Below are 16,379 nucleotides of genomic sequence, written 5' to 3'. Positions count from 1 at the left end.
GAATAAATAAATGAACAGTGAAGAAGTAATTGCTCTTGCTGAACAGGGAATATTAACCATTTTACTTGTTGCAGGTCCATTATTAGCCATCGCGTTAGGTATTGGGTTAATTGTAAGTATTTTACAAGCAACGACACAAATTCAGGAGCAAACTTTAGCTTTTATTCCTAAAATTGTAGCAGTATTACTTGGAATTGTCGTTTTAGCACCTTGGATGATCAATCATATGGTCCAATTTGCCACAGAAATTTTTGCAAACTTAACGAAATTTGTAGGTTGATCATATGGAAACTTTCATTAATACCATACCGATTTTTTTGCTTATATTTATTCGCGTCATTTCCTTTATTATGATTGTGCCGATTTTTTCTTATGGAACCATTCCAACAATGTTTAAAATCGGACTTGCTTTTTATTTAGCATATATCATGGTTTTTGTGATTGAAGTAGTTGACCCGATTGCTTTTGATGGAATGTATATATTGCTTCTTGTAAAAGAAATTTTAGTCGGTATTTCCATTGGATTAATAGCATATATCTTGATTTCCGCCATTCAAACGGCAGGTGGGTTAATTGACTTTCAGATGGGGTTTGCGCTAGCCAATGTGGTGGATCCTCAAACAGGTGCTCAATCCCCGATAATGGGACAATATTTATATATGTTTGCTCTTTTATTTTTATTATCGGTTGATGGACATCATTTGTTAATTGATGGAATTTTTTATAGTTATCAATTTATTCCGATCGACCAATCTTTTATAACCTTTGGCGAACAAAATATAATTGTAATGATCGCTAAAATCCTGAGTGCAATGTTTCTTATTGCTTTTCAAATATCGATTCCTGTTATTGCGTGTCTATTTATAGTGGACCTTGCATTAGGAATTATTGCTCGCACAGTCCCACAAATGAATATTTTTGTTATCGGTTTACCTGTAAAAATTTTAGTCGGCTTTATACTATTATTCATCATTATCGGTGTAATGATTTTCTCGGTACAAAGTTTATTTGACTTATTACTGCATGCCTTAAGAGATTTTATGGCACTTCTAGGTCAACCTTTATCGTCATCCTAAAGAAAGGGGGAGCTTAATGTTTAAATACCGTTTAGATTTGCAATATTTTGCTGGAGAAAAAACGGAAAAGGCAACCCCGAAGAAAAGGCAAGATGTTCGTAAAAAAGGACAAACAGCAAAAAGTCAAGACGTTAATACAGCAATTATCATCTTATTTGTTTTTTCGACACTTCTTTTTTTTGGACCGTTGATTATAAAATACTTTTTTGACATCTTTCATATGACCTTTGAAAAATATTTTTTAATGGAGATAACAGCACATACCATTGAAACAATTACAGTGGAAATGTTTATACAGTTTATGAAAATAGTTGCTCCGATTTTTCTTTTGGCAATGATTGCAGCATTATTAGCCAATTATATTCAAGTTGGTTTTCTTTTTACAGGTGAGCCATTAAAAATGAAATTGGAAAAATTAGATCCGATTAAAGGTTTTAAACGAATCTTTTCATTACGTGCCATTGTTGAATTAATTAAGTCGATATTAAAAGTTTCGATCATTAGTGTGATCGGTTTTATTTTCATTAGAAATCATTTACCCGAAATATTAACTTTAATTACTTCAACACCTGTAAATAGTCTTTCTGCCATCGCTTCTGTTGTAGGTAATATGGGGTTGTTAATGGGCGGAGGCTTACTTTTTATTGCCATTTTGGATTATATGTACCAAAAATATGATTTCGAAAAAAATATTCGCATGTCAAAACAGGATATTAAAGATGAACATAAAAATATCGAAGGGGATCCACTCATTAAATCTCGCATTAAACAAAGGCAAAGGGAAATTGCAACCAGGCGAATGATGGAAGAAGTTCCTCATGCTGATGTTGTGATTACGAACCCGACTCATTATGCCGTGGCATTAAAATACGATGAAACCAAAATGGATGCCCCATATGTTGTTGCAAAAGGAGTCGATTTCGTTGCACAAAAGATTAAACTGATTGCGAAAGAAAATAAAGTGATCATTGTCGAAAATCGTCCCCTTGCACGAAGCTTATATGCAGAAACAGATATCGGTCAGGAAATCCCTGAACAATTTTTTAAAGCCGTTGCTGAAATTTTAGCTTATGTATACAGAGTTCAAAGAAGAGTGTAATACATGATTAGGTTTTCAGTATTCAAAATGGAGTTATGTTAGGAGAGTAAGGAATGAAAGTAAAAGATTTATCCGTTATCATTGGCGTTATTTTTATAGTAGTTATGTTAGTCATCCCTTTACCGCCAACATTGTTAAGTTTTTTAATTATGATTAATATGTCATTAGCTTTGTTAGTTTTATTGGCGGCTATGAATATGCGTACGGCACTAGATTTTTCTATATTTCCTTCTCTCTTATTAGTAATGACATTGTTTCGTCTTGCACTGAATGTTTCAACAACGAGGGCGATTTTGTCAGGTGGCGATGCTGGTGCCGTTGTTGAAACATTTGGTTCTTTCGTCGTCGGCGGAAATATATTGGTTGGTCTAGTCGTATTTTTGATTCTTGTCATTATTAACTTTATCGTTATTACAAAAGGATCTGAAAGGGTTGCAGAAGTAGCTGCTCGCTTTACACTCGATGCGATGCCAGGAAAACAAATGGCCATTGATGCGGATTTAAATGCTGGATTAATTTCTGAACAAGAAGCAAGAAAACGTAGAAGTGATATATCCCGTGAAGCAGATTTTTATGGTTCTATGGATGGAGCGAGTAAATTTGTTAAAGGGGATGCAATTGCCGGGATCATTACTGTTTTTATAAATCTTATTTTTGGGATTATTATTGGTATGTTACAAATGGACATGTCTTTTGGAGAAGCAATCAATCGCTTTTCCATGCTAACCGTTGGTGATGGACTTGTTTCTCAAATACCAGCATTGTTAATGTCTACAGCAACGGGTATTATTGTAACTCGTTCTGCCTCTGAAGGGAATTTAGGTACGGATATTACGGAACAATTATTTGCCTATCCAAAAATGATGTATGTAGCAGGATTTGCGATTATTTTAATGGGGATATTAACCCCCATTCCTCTTTATATTACCGTTCCAATCGGTGGATTATTATTATTTGGTGGGTATATGATTACGAAAGGGCAAATAGATAATGAATCCGAAACAATGGAAACAGAGGAAGAAATAGCTTCTGATGAATTACGAAAACCAGAAAATGTCGTCAGTTTACTTCATATCGATCCCATTGAATTTGAATTTGGATATGGATTAATCCCTTTAGCAGATACGAATCAGGGTGGAGACCTGCTTGACCGAGTCGTCATGATTCGTCGACAACTTGCCATCGAGTTAGGGATTGTCATACCTGTCGTTCGTATTCGTGATAACATTCAACTAGAACCAAATGAATATCGTATAAAGATTAAAGGGCATGAAGTTGGTAAGGGAGAAATTTTGCTTGAACATTATTTAGCGATTAGTCCTGGGACAGATGATCCGTCTATAACAGGAATTGATACAATAGAACCTTCATTTGGAATACCAGCTAAATGGATTACGGAAGATATGAAAACAGATGCAGAAATCGCTGGATATACGGTAGTCGATCCACCATCGGTTGTAAGTACACATTTAACAGAAGTTTTGAAACAATATGCCCATGACCTTCTTGGCCGTCAAGAAACGAAACAACTCCTTGATCATTTAAAGGAATCATATCCAATTGTAGTTGAAGAAGTAACACCTGAACCACTATCTATTGGAGATGTACAAAAAGTTTTGGCAAAGCTACTTAAAGAACGAGTTTCGATCCGAAATTTGCCAGTCATCTTTGAGACGTTAGCCGATTTTTGTAAATTAACGACAGACCCAGACGTATTAACGGAGTATGTTAGACAAGCCCTAGCGAAACAAATTACGAATCAATATAAGCAAGATGACAATACATTACAAGTATTAACATTAAGCGGTAAAGTTGAAAAGCTCATAGCCGATCATATTCAAAAAACAGAACATGGCAACTATTTAGCATTGGATCCACAAATTACTCAAAATATCTTGGAAAGTATGCAGAAACATATAGAACAGGTACAAATGACAAATCAATCGCCAATTATCCTATGTTCACCAGCAATTCGCATGTATGTACGAGATTTAACCGAACGCTTTTTTTCACATGTACCTATACTTTCCTATAATGAATTAGATGCCAATATTGAAGTACAAAGTGTTGGGGTGGTGAACGTTGATTGAAAGTAAAAAAATATATTGCATCATCAATGCCTGAGGCGATGAAGAAAATAAGTAAAGATCTTGGTAAAAATGCCGTCATTTTAAATTCAAAAGTCGTTTATTCCGGAGGTTTCTTTGGTTTATTTCGCAAAAAAAATATTGAAGTGATAGCGGCCATTGATCCCGATGTTAAGCGCAAAGAAGAAATGAATAGAAAAAAAGAGGCGTATAATGATCAGAAAACCCAAAGTCTAATGGTTAACAACCAAAAAAATGAAGAACAGTTATTAAAGGAAATTCAGCAATTAAAAGCTTTAGTCGAAAATATCAAGTCTATCGGACCAGAGTTGCAACATGTACCATCAATGTATCGGGACATTTACCAAAGATTGATCAATCAAAATATACATCAACGAGTCCTAGATGAGATAAAGACAAGATGTATAGAACATTATTATAAAAACAACGAGCAAGTGACAAAACAAGATGCGGTCTTGTTTGTTGCGAATGAATTGAAAAGCTATTTAGAAACAGTAACATTTGGTCCAATGAACTTGGACAAAAAATTTATTAATGTTGTCGGTCCAACAGGGGTAGGGAAAACGACAACGCTAGCTAAAATTGCCTCTGAAACAGTTTTAAAACTAAAAAAGAATGTAGCATTTATTACAACAGATACGTATCGTATAGCTGCTGTAGAACAGTTGAAAACTTATGCAAAAATCTTAGATGTTCCTTGTGAAGTATGCTACAACATGATTGATTTTAAAATGGCCGTCAAAAAATTTGCTGATAAAGATTTTGTTTTCATTGATACAGCTGGAAGAAACTTTCGAAATCCTCAATATGTCAAAGATATAAAGAATATGATTGATTTTCGTCATGATATGCAATCATTTTTAGTGTTTTCATTAACAACAAAAGAAGAAGATATGGAAACAATATATGAACAGTTTTCCGATATTCCAATCCATAAGTTTATTTTTACAAAATTAGATGAAACCATGAATTACGGATCATTATTTAACCTTTCCTATAAATATGAAAAGGGGATTGCTTATATTACAAATGGGCAAGATGTCCCAGATGATATCGTTGAAGCATCAAAAGAATACATTATAAATCAAATCATCGGAGTGGACATATGATGAATGACCAAGCAAGAAATTTGCGTGCACGAGTAAGAGGGGAACGGTTCAATCGAAAAGCAGCACAAACGATCGCCGTCATAAGTGGAAAAGGTGGTGTTGGAAAATCGAACATTGCATTAAATTTATCGATAATGTTATCACAACATAGGAAAAAGGTGCTATTATTTGATTTAGATATAGGTATGGGAAATATAGATATATTAGTCGGGAATCAAGCGAGATACACAATTGCAGATTATTTTTTAAACGATATCCCATTTGAACAAATCATACAAAATGGACCTGAAGGATTGAAGTATATTGCTGGTGGTTCTGGCCTTGAAGGAGCCATCAGTTTAGATAATGATCGTGTCAACCAACTTTTAGATCATATACATACCTTTTTTTACGATTACGATTATTTCATTTTTGATATGGGAGCAGGGATAAGTGAAGATTTGGTTTTGTTTCTTTCTAGTGTACAAGATATTATCGTTGTCGTTACCCCTGAACCTACATCCATTATGGATGCATATTCCGCAATGAAAATTTTAACGATCAATGATGCTCATTCAAACTTTCATTTATTAGGAAACCGGATGAAAAACGAAAAAGAAAGTAATGCTGTCCTCATGAGACTACAGAAGGCGGTTTATCAGTTTCTGCAAAAGGACAGTAATCTGATTGGTTTTTTACCTGAAGATTCTATTATAAGTACTGCCGTAAAGAGACAAATCCCTTTTGTTTTATTAAATCCAAAATCCTATGCAGCAAAACAAATCAACATCATCACGCAAGTATTTTTATCAACCAATCTAAATGAAAGTAAAATCAAAAATAATACGAGTTTCATAGAAAAATTAAAAATCGTCTTGTTTCGAAAGTAGGTTACGGAATGGAACCAATTAAAGTATTGATCGTTGATGACTCTGCTTTTATGCGAACAATGATTAAAGATTTACTGTCGAGTGACAAACGAATTCAAGTAATTGGAACGGCCCGTAATGGAGCGGATGCGATTAACAAATTAAAAAGGTATGAACCGGATGTCATAACAATGGATGTTGAAATGCCAGTCATGAACGGTCTGGATTGCCTTGAAAAAATAATGAATGAACAACCACTTCCAATTATCATGTTATCAAGTACTACGGTAGAAGGTGCAGAAAATACGATTGCAGCGATACAAAAAGGAGCCTTCGATTTTGTTCCAAAACCTTCAAGTACAATCTCATTTGATTTACGTCAAGTTAAAGATGAACTGATCAAGAAAATCATAGAAGCACAGCGAGCAAATATAAAACCATTACGCTTAAGAAATCAAACATTTAAAGGCAAGCAAAATACGGCAACCGATCAAGTTTTCTCTTATACACAAAAAAGAAATAATAAGTTAGTTTTAATCGGATCATCAACTGGAGGACCACGAGCCTTAGAGTTTGTCATAAAAAATCTTCCAAAAAATTTCGCTGCACCGATATTAATTGTTCAGCATATGCCGAAAGGGTTTACAAAATCATTAGCTGAAAGGTTAAATTTTGCTAGTGCGATCGAGGTAAAAGAGGCAGAACATGGTGAAATTCTAAGAAATGGAGTTGCTTATATTGCGCCTGGCGGAAAACATTTAAAAGTAAGACAAGTTGGTCATTCCATTGTTAGTTCATTGACAACTGATGATCCAGTTAAGGGACATCGCCCGAGTGTTGATACATTGTTTTTTTCGGCAGCAAAGTTAAAAAATCACCAAAAAATTGCGATTGTATTAACTGGTATGGGTTCAGACGGGGCTTATGGACTGGAAGTACTAAAACATAATACCGATAACACATATACAATTGCAGAGTCCGAAAATACAGCTGTTATATATGGGATGCCAAAATCAGCAATCCAAACAGGTTATGTGGATAAAATTGCAGATTTAGATGAAATAGCTTGTCATATTACTAGATTTGTAAATGAGAGGTGATCGGAATGGGAATGAATCAGTATTTAGAAGTTTTTCTAGACGAAGGAAGAGAGCATTTACAATCGATCAATCAAAATTTATTACGATTGGAAAATAATCCAAATGATATGAGCATTATAAATGAAATTTTCCGTTCAGCCCATACTTTAAAAGGAATGTCTGCTACGATGGGGTTTGAAGATATGGCAAATTTAACCCATCAAATGGAAAATGTATTAGACGGTATTCGCAATGGTAAATTGGTATTTTCTTCTCAGCTATTAGATATTATTTTTGGAGGAATTGATCATTTAGAAAATATGATTGAGTCAATTGCAGAAGGTGGAGACGGAAAAGAAGATGTCGAAGAGGTTATTGCAAAGTTAAAAGCGATTGAAACAGGTCAAGCACTGGATAGCAGTATCGGGGAAGTTGCCGCAACTGTCATTGAAGATAAAACGGATCAATCATTCGGTAAAGAATATAAACAAATATATGATGAATTTGAACTGACCGTTTTAGAACAAGCTCAGGAACAAGGTTTTCATACATATGAAGTTACTGTTATCGTCCGTTCAGATACATTGTTAAAAGCAGCAAGGGTTTATATGGTGTTCGATGTTTTAGAAAAAATGGGCGATGTGGTTAAGTCAAGTCCATCAACAGAAGATTTAGAAGAGGAAAATTTTAATGATGAATTTGTCGTTACGTTAGTTACAAAAGATGGTCAAGATGATGTTAAAAAGAAAATTATGAAAGTATCCGAGATTGATAATGTAATTGTTAAAAATATTGATGTTCAGAAAATAAAACAATTAAAAAATACTGAATTGGACTTAAACGTAAAAAATAAACAAAATACTGACAGCAAAAAGGTTGAACGTACGAGACAAAAGCAAAATTTAAAAAAGGAAACCAAAACAAATTCAAAAACGAATAAAACGATACGTGTTAACATTGAACGATTAGATACATTAATGAATTTATTTGAAGAACTTGTCATTGACCGTGGTCGACTTGATCAAATTGCAAAGGAAGTCAATCATCAAGAATTAATTGAAACAGTGGAAAAAATGTCTCGGGTTACGAACGATTTACAATCTGTTGTTTTAACCATGCGCATGGTTCCTGTAGAAACGGTATTTAATCGGTTTCCGAAAATGGTCCGTCAATTATCTCGAGAATTAAATAAAAAAATTAATCTAAAAATTATTGGCGCTGATACCGAACTCGACAGAACCGTAATCGATGAAATTGGTGATCCATTAGTTCATTTATTGAGAAATTCCGTCGATCATGGTATCGAAAGCCCAGAAATTCGTCTGAAAAAAGGAAAATCAGAAGAAGGGACGATTGAATTAAAAGCATACCATAGTGGAAATTATGTTTTTATTGAAATCAATGATGATGGAGCAGGGATTAATAGAGAAAAAGTCGCAACAAAAGCAGTTCAAAAAGGATTCATTTCAGAAGAAGAAAAAGCTACGTTATCAGATAATGAAATTTATAATTTAATTCTGTCTAGCGGTTTTTCGACGGCGGAAAAAGTTTCCGATATATCCGGTCGCGGTGTTGGACTTGATGTTGTTAAAAGCACAATCGAATCGTTAGGTGGTACGGTTTCCGTTCACTCAAAAGAAAACGTAGGAACGCAATTTATTATCCAGTTGCCTTTAACTTTATCAATTATTTCGGTCATGTTAGTAAACGTTCAAGAAGAAACATATGCGATTCCGCTTTCTTCAATTATTGAAACTGCGATTATTCGTGAATCTGATATTCGCTATGCTCATGAACAACCGGTTTTTGACTATCGTGGTAATGTTGTTCCGTTGCTCTATTTAGATCAAATCTTTGATGTACCTCAGGTTAAAGAAAAAGATGAATATTTATCAACGATTATTATCCGGAAAGGGGATAAACTTGCTGGATTAATTGTAGATTCCTTTATTGGCCAAGAAGATATTGTATTAAAATCACTTGGAAATTATTTAACCAATGTATTTGCCATTTCAGGTGCAACGATTTTAGGAGACGGAAAAGTTGCATTAATTGTTGATTGTAATGCTTTGATTAAATAGTCTTGGAAAGGAAGTGAATCGGATGGTCCAAGAAGTTTTAAAAGAAGAGATGAAATTAGTCGCCTTTTCCTTAAATGGAAAAGAATATGCAATAGATGTGAAAAATGTTGTTTCGATTGAAAAAATGATGACTATAACTCGAGTACCGCATGTACCACCATATGTTAAAGGGGTCATAAATTTACGCGGTGTCATTACTCCGATTCTTGATTTACGTATTCGATTTGACATGGAACCAGTTGAATACAATCAAAATACCAGAATTATTATTGTGACTTGGGAAAATAAAGAAGTCGGTTTTATTGTAGATGAAGCGAACGATGTGATTAATATTCAAGAAAAGAATATCGAACCACAACCGGATGTTGTAGGTAATATACAACAAAATTATATAACAGGTGTAGTAAAAGTCGCTGATCGTCTACTTATAATATTAAAATTAGAAACTATATTAAAAGAAGATGAGGATCGTGTTTCCTAATGGTAAATAAAGAGACCCTTAATCAAACTGCACTTGATGTTTTAAAGGAAGTAGGGAATATTGGAGCAGGAAATGCTGCAACAGCATTGTCGAAGTTAGTAAAAAAACGTCTACAAATGAAGGTTCCGTCTGTTCAAGTTGTTACCTTTAATGAAATGATGGAAATGGTTGGCGGTCCAGATGAATCTGTAGCAGCCATCTTTTTACAAATTGAAGGTGATCTTAAAGGAAATATGTTTTTCGTACTGCCTATAGAACAGGCCAGCTTGTTTGTTCGGCAATTAACAGGTAGTGTTAAGTTTTCTTTTCAAGAACCGCCTTATTCTGACATTGCTCTTTCTGCCTTTCAAGAGATGGGAAATATTGTTGCTGGTTCGTATTTATCTGCTTTATCCGATTTTTTACAAATGCAAGTCGTTCCAACGGTCCCTGATGTTGGCATTGATATGTTTGGTGCAATCATTAGTTACGGGCTTTTAGAAATATCAAAGGAAAGTGATTACGCTATCGTGATTGATACTGAGATCATTGAATCAGATTCAAATCATCAAAGCGAATCTCTAATTAAGGGACATTTTTTCCTTATGCCTGACACAGATTCCTATCGTTATATTCTTACGAAACTCGGAGTTGCAACGAAATGAAAACGGATGAAAATGTTGTAAAAGTAGGCATTGCAGATATGAGTTACTGCAAAGCACCTAAAAAAATTCGAACATCAGGACTTGGTTCATGCGTCGGTGTCGTCCTTTACGACTTAAGTAAACAAATTGCAGGTCTAGCTCATGTGATGCTTCCGGATTCTAATTTAGCAAAAGGGAAAACAATGCATAAAGCAAAATTTGCAGATACGGCCATTGTCACCTTAATTAGATTATTAGAATCAAAAGGAGTGTCACAGAAACAACTGAAAGCGAAAATTGCTGGAGGTGCACAAATGTTTACTTTTCATACAAAAAATGACCACATGCGAATTGGACCAAGGAATGTGGAGGCAGTGAAGAAGGCACTACAACGTTATGCTATACCGTTAGTTAGTGAAGATGTAGGTGGAACAAGTGGTCGAACAATTGAATTTAATCCTGAGACTGGAATCCTTCTAGTCCGAACAGTCAATAAAGGGATGAAAGAAATTTGATTCCAATTAGTTAGTAAAGCATATAACGATGGCAAGGAGGGGAGTATATGCCTTATTCGATACATGTAAAATATAAAGAAGAGACAAAAAGAAATTCAGAGATCGAAGATTTATTTTATTTATGGACAAAAAAACGTGATGATCATGCTGGAAATAAACTTGTAAAAAAATTTACACCCCTTGTACATATCATCGTCGAAAAAATCTATAAAACATTACCTAAATCAATATCGAAAGAGGAACTGATTAGTTTAGGTTTTTTTGGTTTATATGAGGCACTAGAGAAATATGATCCCACACGAGAACTGAAGTTTGAAACCTATGCTTCATTTCGAATTCGTGGTTCAATAATAGACGGACTTCGGAAAGAGGACTGGTTACCTAGAAAAACGAGAGAAAAGGCGAAAAAATTAGAGCAAACCATACAAAAACTGGAACAAAAATATTTGCGGAAGGTAACACCAGAAGAGATTGCAAAAGAAACAAATTTAACAATTGATGAAGTGAATGCGCTTATGGATGAAAGTTTTTTGTCCAATATTTTATCCATAGATGATCATATTCCGCAAAACGGAGAGGAAAAAGAACAGCAATCTTTTGTTATTCAAGATGATAAAGTGAAGACCCCTGAAGAAAGTATACTTTTTTCTGAACGAATAAAAGAGCTCTCCGAGGCAATTAAACAATTAACGAAAAAAGAACAAATTGTATTAAGCTTATTTTATCAGGAAGAACTAACATTAACAGAAATTGGACAAGTACTTGACTTATCAACTTCTCGAATTTCACAAATTCATTCTAAAACTATTAAAAAATTACGTAATTATTTACAAAATTAACCATCTCAGAATAGACATCGTTTGAAATCCAAATATAAGAGGCGATGGTCTGATGAGTTTAAAAACGATAGAATTGCAAATTGCAATCCCTCGAACACAGGATGCAAGTAAAATACAAAATGAATTAAATGAACGTTCGAATCATGCCAATGCACAAGCAAGTATAGCGGTAGTAAAAGAGGTTGAGAAGAGACGCAAAACGGTCATTAAAAACGGAGCCACATCAAAATTACAAACGAACCTTGATGATAAATATAATAAAGAAAAAGATGAGCAATCTCTACCGAAAAAGTCAAGGAGAGACGAAGGAGAACCTTCAACCAATCATCCTTTTAAAGGGCACATTATAGATATTCGCGGTTAAAGGAGTATAAAATGGAATTTCTTAGTATCATTAACTTTTTACTCGTAATTATAGTAATTTTTGCCATAATCTTGTTATTTAAAAGACAAAATCAATTGTTGGATTTAGAAAAAAAATATCGTCAGCTAAATGAAGAACTTGAGGATTCAATGTCCTCCTTTTTTATACAAATGCAGGAAGAAAATGAGGCATTTATAAAAAAATTAAAAGAGGTTCAAACAAGTCAAGTTTCTTCTGAAGAAAAGCAACATTTAACATTTGAGAACAGTAAAACCGAAAATAACGGCAAACGTTCAGTGGAAAGTCAGCCATTTTATGCAGCTATTAAAACCTATGAAAACATGCAAGATACGGCTAAACAATCGGTAACCGATAATACTAATGAACATGTAAATGAAGAAGACATCGTTGATTGGAATGGTAAAGAGCATATTGAATCTAATAAAAATAAAGTACTTACTGAACATGAATTTGAAAAAGAGCAAATCAAAGAACTATTAAAGGCTGGGAAAACTGTTGAAGAAGTAGCTAAAATTTTAGATAAAGGTAAGACAGAAATTGAACTAATCATAAAATTTTCTCCAGAACTATATAAGTTACAGAACTTAAATAATAAAGAATCTTTATATTAAAAATATCATTCTGTATTACATAGACTGTCTTCAATTTTATCAGAATCGTTTTCACCTACCATTTTTAGTTAAATAAATTTGAAATGGACCTTGAATGTCAATATGATATATGCTATATTATCTAATGGTGTGAATACACACGTTCGCAGATTCGAACAGGGGTGCTGAACATTTTTCAGTGCTGTTTGAAGAAGAAGCGGGCGGAGGAACATAAACCAATTTTATTAGGAGGAATTTTTTTATGTCAGTTTTATCAATGAAACAATTACTTGAAGCAGGTGTACATTTTGGACACCAAACTCGCCGTTGGAATCCAAAAATGAAAAAATACATTTTCCAAGAAAGAAACGGCATCTACATTATTGACCTTCAAAAAACGGTTAAAAAGGTTGAAGAAGCGTATAACTTCTTAAAAGAACTTGCTGCTGATGGTGGAAATGTACTTTTTGTCGGTACTAAAAAACAAGCACAAGAATCTGTTAAAGAAGAAGCTGAACGTGTTGGAATGTTCTATGTTAACCATCGTTGGTTAGGTGGTACTTTAACAAACTTCCAAACAATCCGCAAACGTGTGCAAAGATTAAAAGATCTTGAAAGAATGGCTGAAGACGGTACATTTGATGTATTACCGAAAAAAGAAGTTGTTGGATTAAAGAAAGAACAAGAAAAATTAGAAAGATTTCTTGGTGGAATCAAAGAGATGAAGGATTTACCAGATGCAATCTTCATCATCGATCCACGTAAAGAACGTATTGCAGTGCAAGAAGCGCGTAAATTAAATATTCCAATTGTTGCAATGGTTGATACAAACTGTGACCCGGATGAAATCGATTATGTCATTCCATCTAATGACGATGCGATTCGTGCAGTAAAATTAATCACAAGTAAAATGGCAGATGCGATCTTAGAAGCAAAACAAGGCGAAGAAGAAACTGCTGTTGAAGAAAAAGAAGTAGTAGCGGAAACTGCTGAGTAAGCTTTGAATGATATAGGTGATAAGAGGGCAATCCCTTATCACCTTTTTTAAAAGATAGTCTGTTTATAAATGAATATTTTTTCTTGATACATACTAAAAGATACATATTTACTATTCAAGGAGGAAAAAATATGGCAATTACAGCCCAAATGGTCAAAGAATTACGTGAAAAAACTGGTGCAGGAATGATGGACTGCAAAAAAGCATTAACGGAAACAAATGGTGACATGGATAAAGCCATCGATTTATTACGTGAAAAAGGAATTGCAAAAGCTGCGAAAAAAGCAGACCGTATTGCTGCAGAAGGTATTACATCAATTGTTACCGAAGGAAACGATGCAGTTATTTTAGAAGTAAATGCGGAAACAGACTTTGTTGCCAAAAACGAACAATTTTTAACATTAGTTCATGAGTTAGCAACTCATATTTTGAAAAATAAACCAGCTACAGTTGAAGAAGCGCTTGAACAAAAAATGGAAAATGGAACGACTGTGAGCGAACATTTAAATGCTGCAATTGCGAAAATCGGTGAAAAAATTACACTTCGTCGTTTCGAAGTAGTTACGAAAGATGACAATGCTGCATTTGGTGCTTATCAACACTTAGGCGGTCGTATTTCTGTATTGACTGTTTTAGAAGGAACGACAGATGAGTCTGTTGCGAAAGATGTAGCAATGCATGTAGCAGCTTTAAATCCGAAATACTTAAATGAAGCTGAAGTGCCTGCAGATGTCATTGCACATGAAAAAGAAGTTTTAAAACAACAAGCTTTAAATGAAGGTAAACCAGAAAATATTGTAGAAAAAATGGTAGAAGGTCGTTTGAAAAAATTCTTTAAAGAAATTACGCTTGTTGACCAAGAATTCGTTAAAAACCCTGATGTGACTGTTGAAAAATTCGTTAAATCTCACAATGCAACAATAAAAGGTTTCATTCGTTATGAAGTTGGTGAAGGTTTAGAAAAACGTGAAGATAACTTTGCTGAAGAAGTTATGAGCCAAGTTAAAAATAAATAATAATGTAAAAGGTTGACGTTGGGATAGTAATGATTATTTTGTTTAATTTATTACTTCCTTGTCAACCTTTTTAAAGAAAACAGATGTATTTAAAATATCAATGATTTGATACATAGCGGGGGCTTTCTATGACTAAACCAAAATATAAACGTGTTGTTTTAAAATTGAGCGGTGAGGCTTTAGCCGGTGACCAGGGATTTGGAATTAACCCAACGATTATAAAATCGATTGCAACTCAAGTGAAAGAAGTTGCTGAATTAGGTGTTGAAGTCGCCGTTGTTGTTGGCGGTGGAAATATCTGGCGTGGAAAAGTCGGTAGTGAGATGGGAATGGATCGAGCCACAGCTGATTATATGGGAATGTTGGCAACGGTAATGAATTCTTTGGCACTACAAGATAGTCTTGAACAACTAGGTATTGAAACAAGAGTGCAAACTTCTATAGAAATGAGACAAGTGGCTGAACCGTATATTCGTCGTCGTGCCATTCGTCACCTTGAAAAAAACCGGGTGGTTATTTTTGCTGCAGGTACAGGTAATCCATATTTTTCAACGGATACGACTGCTGCATTGAGAGCTGCTGAAATTGAAGCAGATGTTATTTTAATGGCAAAAAATAACGTTGACGGCGTGTATACCGCTGATCCGATGAAAGATCGCAACGCTAAAAAATATACAGAGCTTTCATACTTAGAAGTGATTAAAAACGGTTTACAAGTAATGGATTCTACAGCTTCTACATTATGTATGGATAATGACATTCCACTTATCGTATTCTCAATTATGGAAGAAGGAAATATTAAAAAAGCCGTTCTAGGTGAAACAATCGGAACCATAGTGAGGGGGAAATAAATTTATGGCTAATGATATCATGAATAATGCAAAAGATCGAATGACAAAAGCCGTTCAAGCCTATTCTCGTAACTTATCATCCATCCGTGCAGGACGAGCACATGCTTCCTTATTAGATCGTATCCAAGTAGAATATTACGGTGTTCCAACTCCAATTAACCAAATTGCTTCGATTTCTGTTCCAGAGGCAAGAATGTTAGTCATTCAACCTTATGACAAATCTATTGTAAGCGAAGTAGAGAAAGCAATTCAAAAATCAGACTTAGGCATTAACCCGACAAGTGATGGTACCGTTGTGCGACTAATTTTCCCACCTTTGACAGAAGAACGCAGAAAAGAATTAGTAAAACAAGTGAAAAAAGAGTCTGAAGATGCGAAAGTAGCTATTCGCAATATACGAAGAGACGCAAATGATGATTTGAAAAAACAAGAAAAGAACGGAGATATTACTGAAGACGAGCTACGAAGTCTAACGGATGATGTCCAAAAATTAACTGATGAATATATTGCAAAAATTGATCAGATGACGAAAGAAAAAGAAGACGAAATTTTAGAAGTATAAGTATCCATCACGTCCATATGTAAAAAATATTGATTAAAACCCCTATAGGATTCAGGGGTTTTTTCTATATCCATTTTCCTATATAATGTATGTATTCCGTTGACTTTTTTATTCTTTAAT

General features: G+C 34.3%; 18 protein-coding genes. All 18 read left to right on the top strand.

Annotated features, from left to right (window positions below; genetic code table 11):
* Positions 1–10 precede the first annotated feature (10 nt).
* The 18 genes from fliQ to frr all read left to right on the top strand — a co-directional run bounded on the left by fliQ (position 11) and on the right by frr (position 16,259).
* Complete coding sequence (gene fliQ, locus OEV82_RS01250; RefSeq protein WP_173658198.1) at positions 11–280, top strand: flagellar biosynthesis protein FliQ; 270 nt, start codon at positions 11–13, stop codon at positions 278–280.
* A 4-nt stretch (positions 281–284) separates the two neighbouring features.
* Positions 285–1,076, top strand: coding sequence for a flagellar biosynthetic protein FliR (gene fliR / locus OEV82_RS01245; protein ID WP_263060748.1), 792 nt, complete (start codon positions 285–287; stop codon positions 1,074–1,076).
* Between the two features lie 16 nt (positions 1,077–1,092).
* Complete coding sequence (flhB, locus tag OEV82_RS01240) at positions 1,093–2,175, top strand: flagellar biosynthesis protein FlhB (RefSeq protein ID WP_263060747.1); 1,083 nt, start codon at positions 1,093–1,095, stop codon at positions 2,173–2,175.
* Between the two features lie 53 nt (positions 2,176–2,228).
* Positions 2,229–4,265, top strand: a complete 2,037-nt coding sequence (gene flhA, locus OEV82_RS01235; protein ID WP_263060746.1) for a flagellar biosynthesis protein FlhA — start codon at positions 2,229–2,231, stop codon at positions 4,263–4,265.
* Positions 4,262–5,392 carry a flagellar biosynthesis protein FlhF gene (flhF, locus tag OEV82_RS01230; protein WP_173658202.1) on the top strand — a complete coding sequence of 377 codons (1,131 nt, stop codon included), beginning with the start codon at positions 4,262–4,264 and terminating at the stop codon, positions 5,390–5,392. The genes flhA and flhF overlap by 4 nt, the downstream gene beginning before the upstream one ends.
* Positions 5,389–6,261 carry a MinD/ParA family protein gene (locus OEV82_RS01225; RefSeq protein WP_263060745.1) on the top strand — a complete coding sequence of 291 codons (873 nt, stop codon included), beginning with the start codon at positions 5,389–5,391 and terminating at the stop codon, positions 6,259–6,261. Before flhF ends, OEV82_RS01225 begins: the two co-directional genes overlap by 4 nt.
* Before the next feature lie 8 nt (positions 6,262–6,269).
* Positions 6,270–7,340, top strand: a complete 1,071-nt coding sequence (locus tag OEV82_RS01220) for a protein-glutamate methylesterase/protein-glutamine glutaminase (RefSeq protein WP_263060744.1) — start codon at positions 6,270–6,272, stop codon at positions 7,338–7,340.
* 5 nt (positions 7,341–7,345) lie between these two features.
* Positions 7,346–9,400, top strand: a complete 2,055-nt coding sequence (locus OEV82_RS01215; RefSeq protein ID WP_263060743.1) for a chemotaxis protein CheA — start codon at positions 7,346–7,348, stop codon at positions 9,398–9,400.
* A 22-nt stretch (positions 9,401–9,422) separates the two neighbouring features.
* Positions 9,423–9,881, top strand: coding sequence for a chemotaxis protein CheW (locus OEV82_RS01210; protein WP_173658206.1), 459 nt, complete (start codon positions 9,423–9,425; stop codon positions 9,879–9,881).
* Complete coding sequence (locus OEV82_RS01205; RefSeq protein WP_263060742.1) at positions 9,881–10,525, top strand: chemotaxis protein CheC; 645 nt, start codon at positions 9,881–9,883, stop codon at positions 10,523–10,525. Before OEV82_RS01210 ends, OEV82_RS01205 begins: the two co-directional genes overlap by 1 nt.
* A complete protein-coding gene (locus OEV82_RS01200) occupies positions 10,522–11,019 on the top strand; it encodes a chemotaxis protein CheD (protein ID WP_173658208.1) in 498 nt (165 codons plus the stop codon). The genes OEV82_RS01205 and OEV82_RS01200 overlap by 4 nt, the downstream gene beginning before the upstream one ends.
* 47 nt (positions 11,020–11,066) lie before the next feature.
* On the top strand, positions 11,067–11,858 hold the full coding sequence (locus OEV82_RS01195) for a FliA/WhiG family RNA polymerase sigma factor (RefSeq protein ID WP_263060741.1): 792 nt from the start codon (positions 11,067–11,069) through the stop codon (positions 11,856–11,858).
* Positions 11,859–11,910: 52 nt separating this feature from the next.
* Positions 11,911–12,222 (top strand): hypothetical protein, encoded by a 312-nt coding sequence (locus OEV82_RS01190; protein ID WP_263060740.1) that lies wholly within the window; start codon positions 11,911–11,913, stop codon positions 12,220–12,222.
* Positions 12,223–12,233: 11 nt separating this feature from the next.
* The gene (locus OEV82_RS01185; RefSeq protein ID WP_263060739.1) at positions 12,234–12,854 is read left to right on the top strand and encodes a hypothetical protein; all 621 of its coding nucleotides are present in this window, start codon (positions 12,234–12,236) and stop codon (positions 12,852–12,854) included.
* A gap of 241 nt (positions 12,855–13,095) precedes the next feature.
* Positions 13,096–13,830, top strand: coding sequence for a 30S ribosomal protein S2 (gene rpsB, locus OEV82_RS01180; protein ID WP_173658212.1), 735 nt, complete (start codon positions 13,096–13,098; stop codon positions 13,828–13,830).
* 131 nt (positions 13,831–13,961) lie between these two features.
* Positions 13,962–14,846: a translation elongation factor Ts gene (gene tsf / locus OEV82_RS01175; RefSeq protein WP_173658213.1), complete on the top strand. Its 885-nt coding sequence runs from the start codon at positions 13,962–13,964 to the stop codon at positions 14,844–14,846.
* Positions 14,847–14,974: 128 nt separating this feature from the next.
* Entirely contained in the window at positions 14,975–15,697 is a 723-nt protein-coding gene (gene pyrH, locus OEV82_RS01170) for a UMP kinase (RefSeq protein ID WP_173658214.1), read from the top strand.
* Between the two features lie 4 nt (positions 15,698–15,701).
* Positions 15,702–16,259, top strand: coding sequence for a ribosome recycling factor (frr, locus tag OEV82_RS01165; protein WP_173658215.1), 558 nt, complete (start codon positions 15,702–15,704; stop codon positions 16,257–16,259).
* The last annotated feature ends 120 nt before the right edge of the window (positions 16,260–16,379 follow it).

It is taken from the genome of Pallidibacillus thermolactis (assembly GCF_025660415.1).
Classification (GTDB): domain Bacteria; phylum Bacillota; class Bacilli; order Bacillales; family Caldibacillaceae; genus Pallidibacillus; species Pallidibacillus thermolactis.
This window is presented reverse-complemented; position numbering and strand designations above follow the sequence as displayed.

Bases quoted from the DNA above. Each gene is read 5' to 3' on its own strand.
- fliQ (WP_173658198.1), top strand. From the start codon at position 11: ATGAACAGTGAAGAAGTAATTGCTCTTGCTGAACAGGGAATATTAACC.
- fliR (WP_263060748.1), top strand. From the start codon at position 285: ATGGAAACTTTCATTAATACCATACCGATTTTTTTGCTTATATTTATT.
- flhB (WP_263060747.1), top strand. From the start codon at position 1,093: ATGTTTAAATACCGTTTAGATTTGCAATATTTTGCTGGAGAAAAAACG.
- flhA (WP_263060746.1), top strand. From the start codon at position 2,229: ATGAAAGTAAAAGATTTATCCGTTATCATTGGCGTTATTTTTATAGTA.
- OEV82_RS01225 (WP_263060745.1), top strand. From the start codon at position 5,389: ATGATGAATGACCAAGCAAGAAATTTGCGTGCACGAGTAAGAGGGGAA.
- OEV82_RS01220 (WP_263060744.1), top strand. From the start codon at position 6,270: ATGGAACCAATTAAAGTATTGATCGTTGATGACTCTGCTTTTATGCGA.
- OEV82_RS01215 (WP_263060743.1), top strand. From the start codon at position 7,346: ATGGGAATGAATCAGTATTTAGAAGTTTTTCTAGACGAAGGAAGAGAG.
- OEV82_RS01210 (WP_173658206.1), top strand. From the start codon at position 9,423: ATGGTCCAAGAAGTTTTAAAAGAAGAGATGAAATTAGTCGCCTTTTCC.
- OEV82_RS01205 (WP_263060742.1), top strand. From the start codon at position 9,881: ATGGTAAATAAAGAGACCCTTAATCAAACTGCACTTGATGTTTTAAAG.
- OEV82_RS01200 (WP_173658208.1), top strand. From the start codon at position 10,522: ATGAAAACGGATGAAAATGTTGTAAAAGTAGGCATTGCAGATATGAGT.
- OEV82_RS01195 (WP_263060741.1), top strand. From the start codon at position 11,067: ATGCCTTATTCGATACATGTAAAATATAAAGAAGAGACAAAAAGAAAT.
- OEV82_RS01190 (WP_263060740.1), top strand. From the start codon at position 11,911: ATGAGTTTAAAAACGATAGAATTGCAAATTGCAATCCCTCGAACACAG.
- OEV82_RS01185 (WP_263060739.1), top strand. From the start codon at position 12,234: ATGGAATTTCTTAGTATCATTAACTTTTTACTCGTAATTATAGTAATT.
- rpsB (WP_173658212.1), top strand. From the start codon at position 13,096: ATGTCAGTTTTATCAATGAAACAATTACTTGAAGCAGGTGTACATTTT.
- tsf (WP_173658213.1), top strand. From the start codon at position 13,962: ATGGCAATTACAGCCCAAATGGTCAAAGAATTACGTGAAAAAACTGGT.
- pyrH (WP_173658214.1), top strand. From the start codon at position 14,975: ATGACTAAACCAAAATATAAACGTGTTGTTTTAAAATTGAGCGGTGAG.
- frr (WP_173658215.1), top strand. From the start codon at position 15,702: ATGGCTAATGATATCATGAATAATGCAAAAGATCGAATGACAAAAGCC.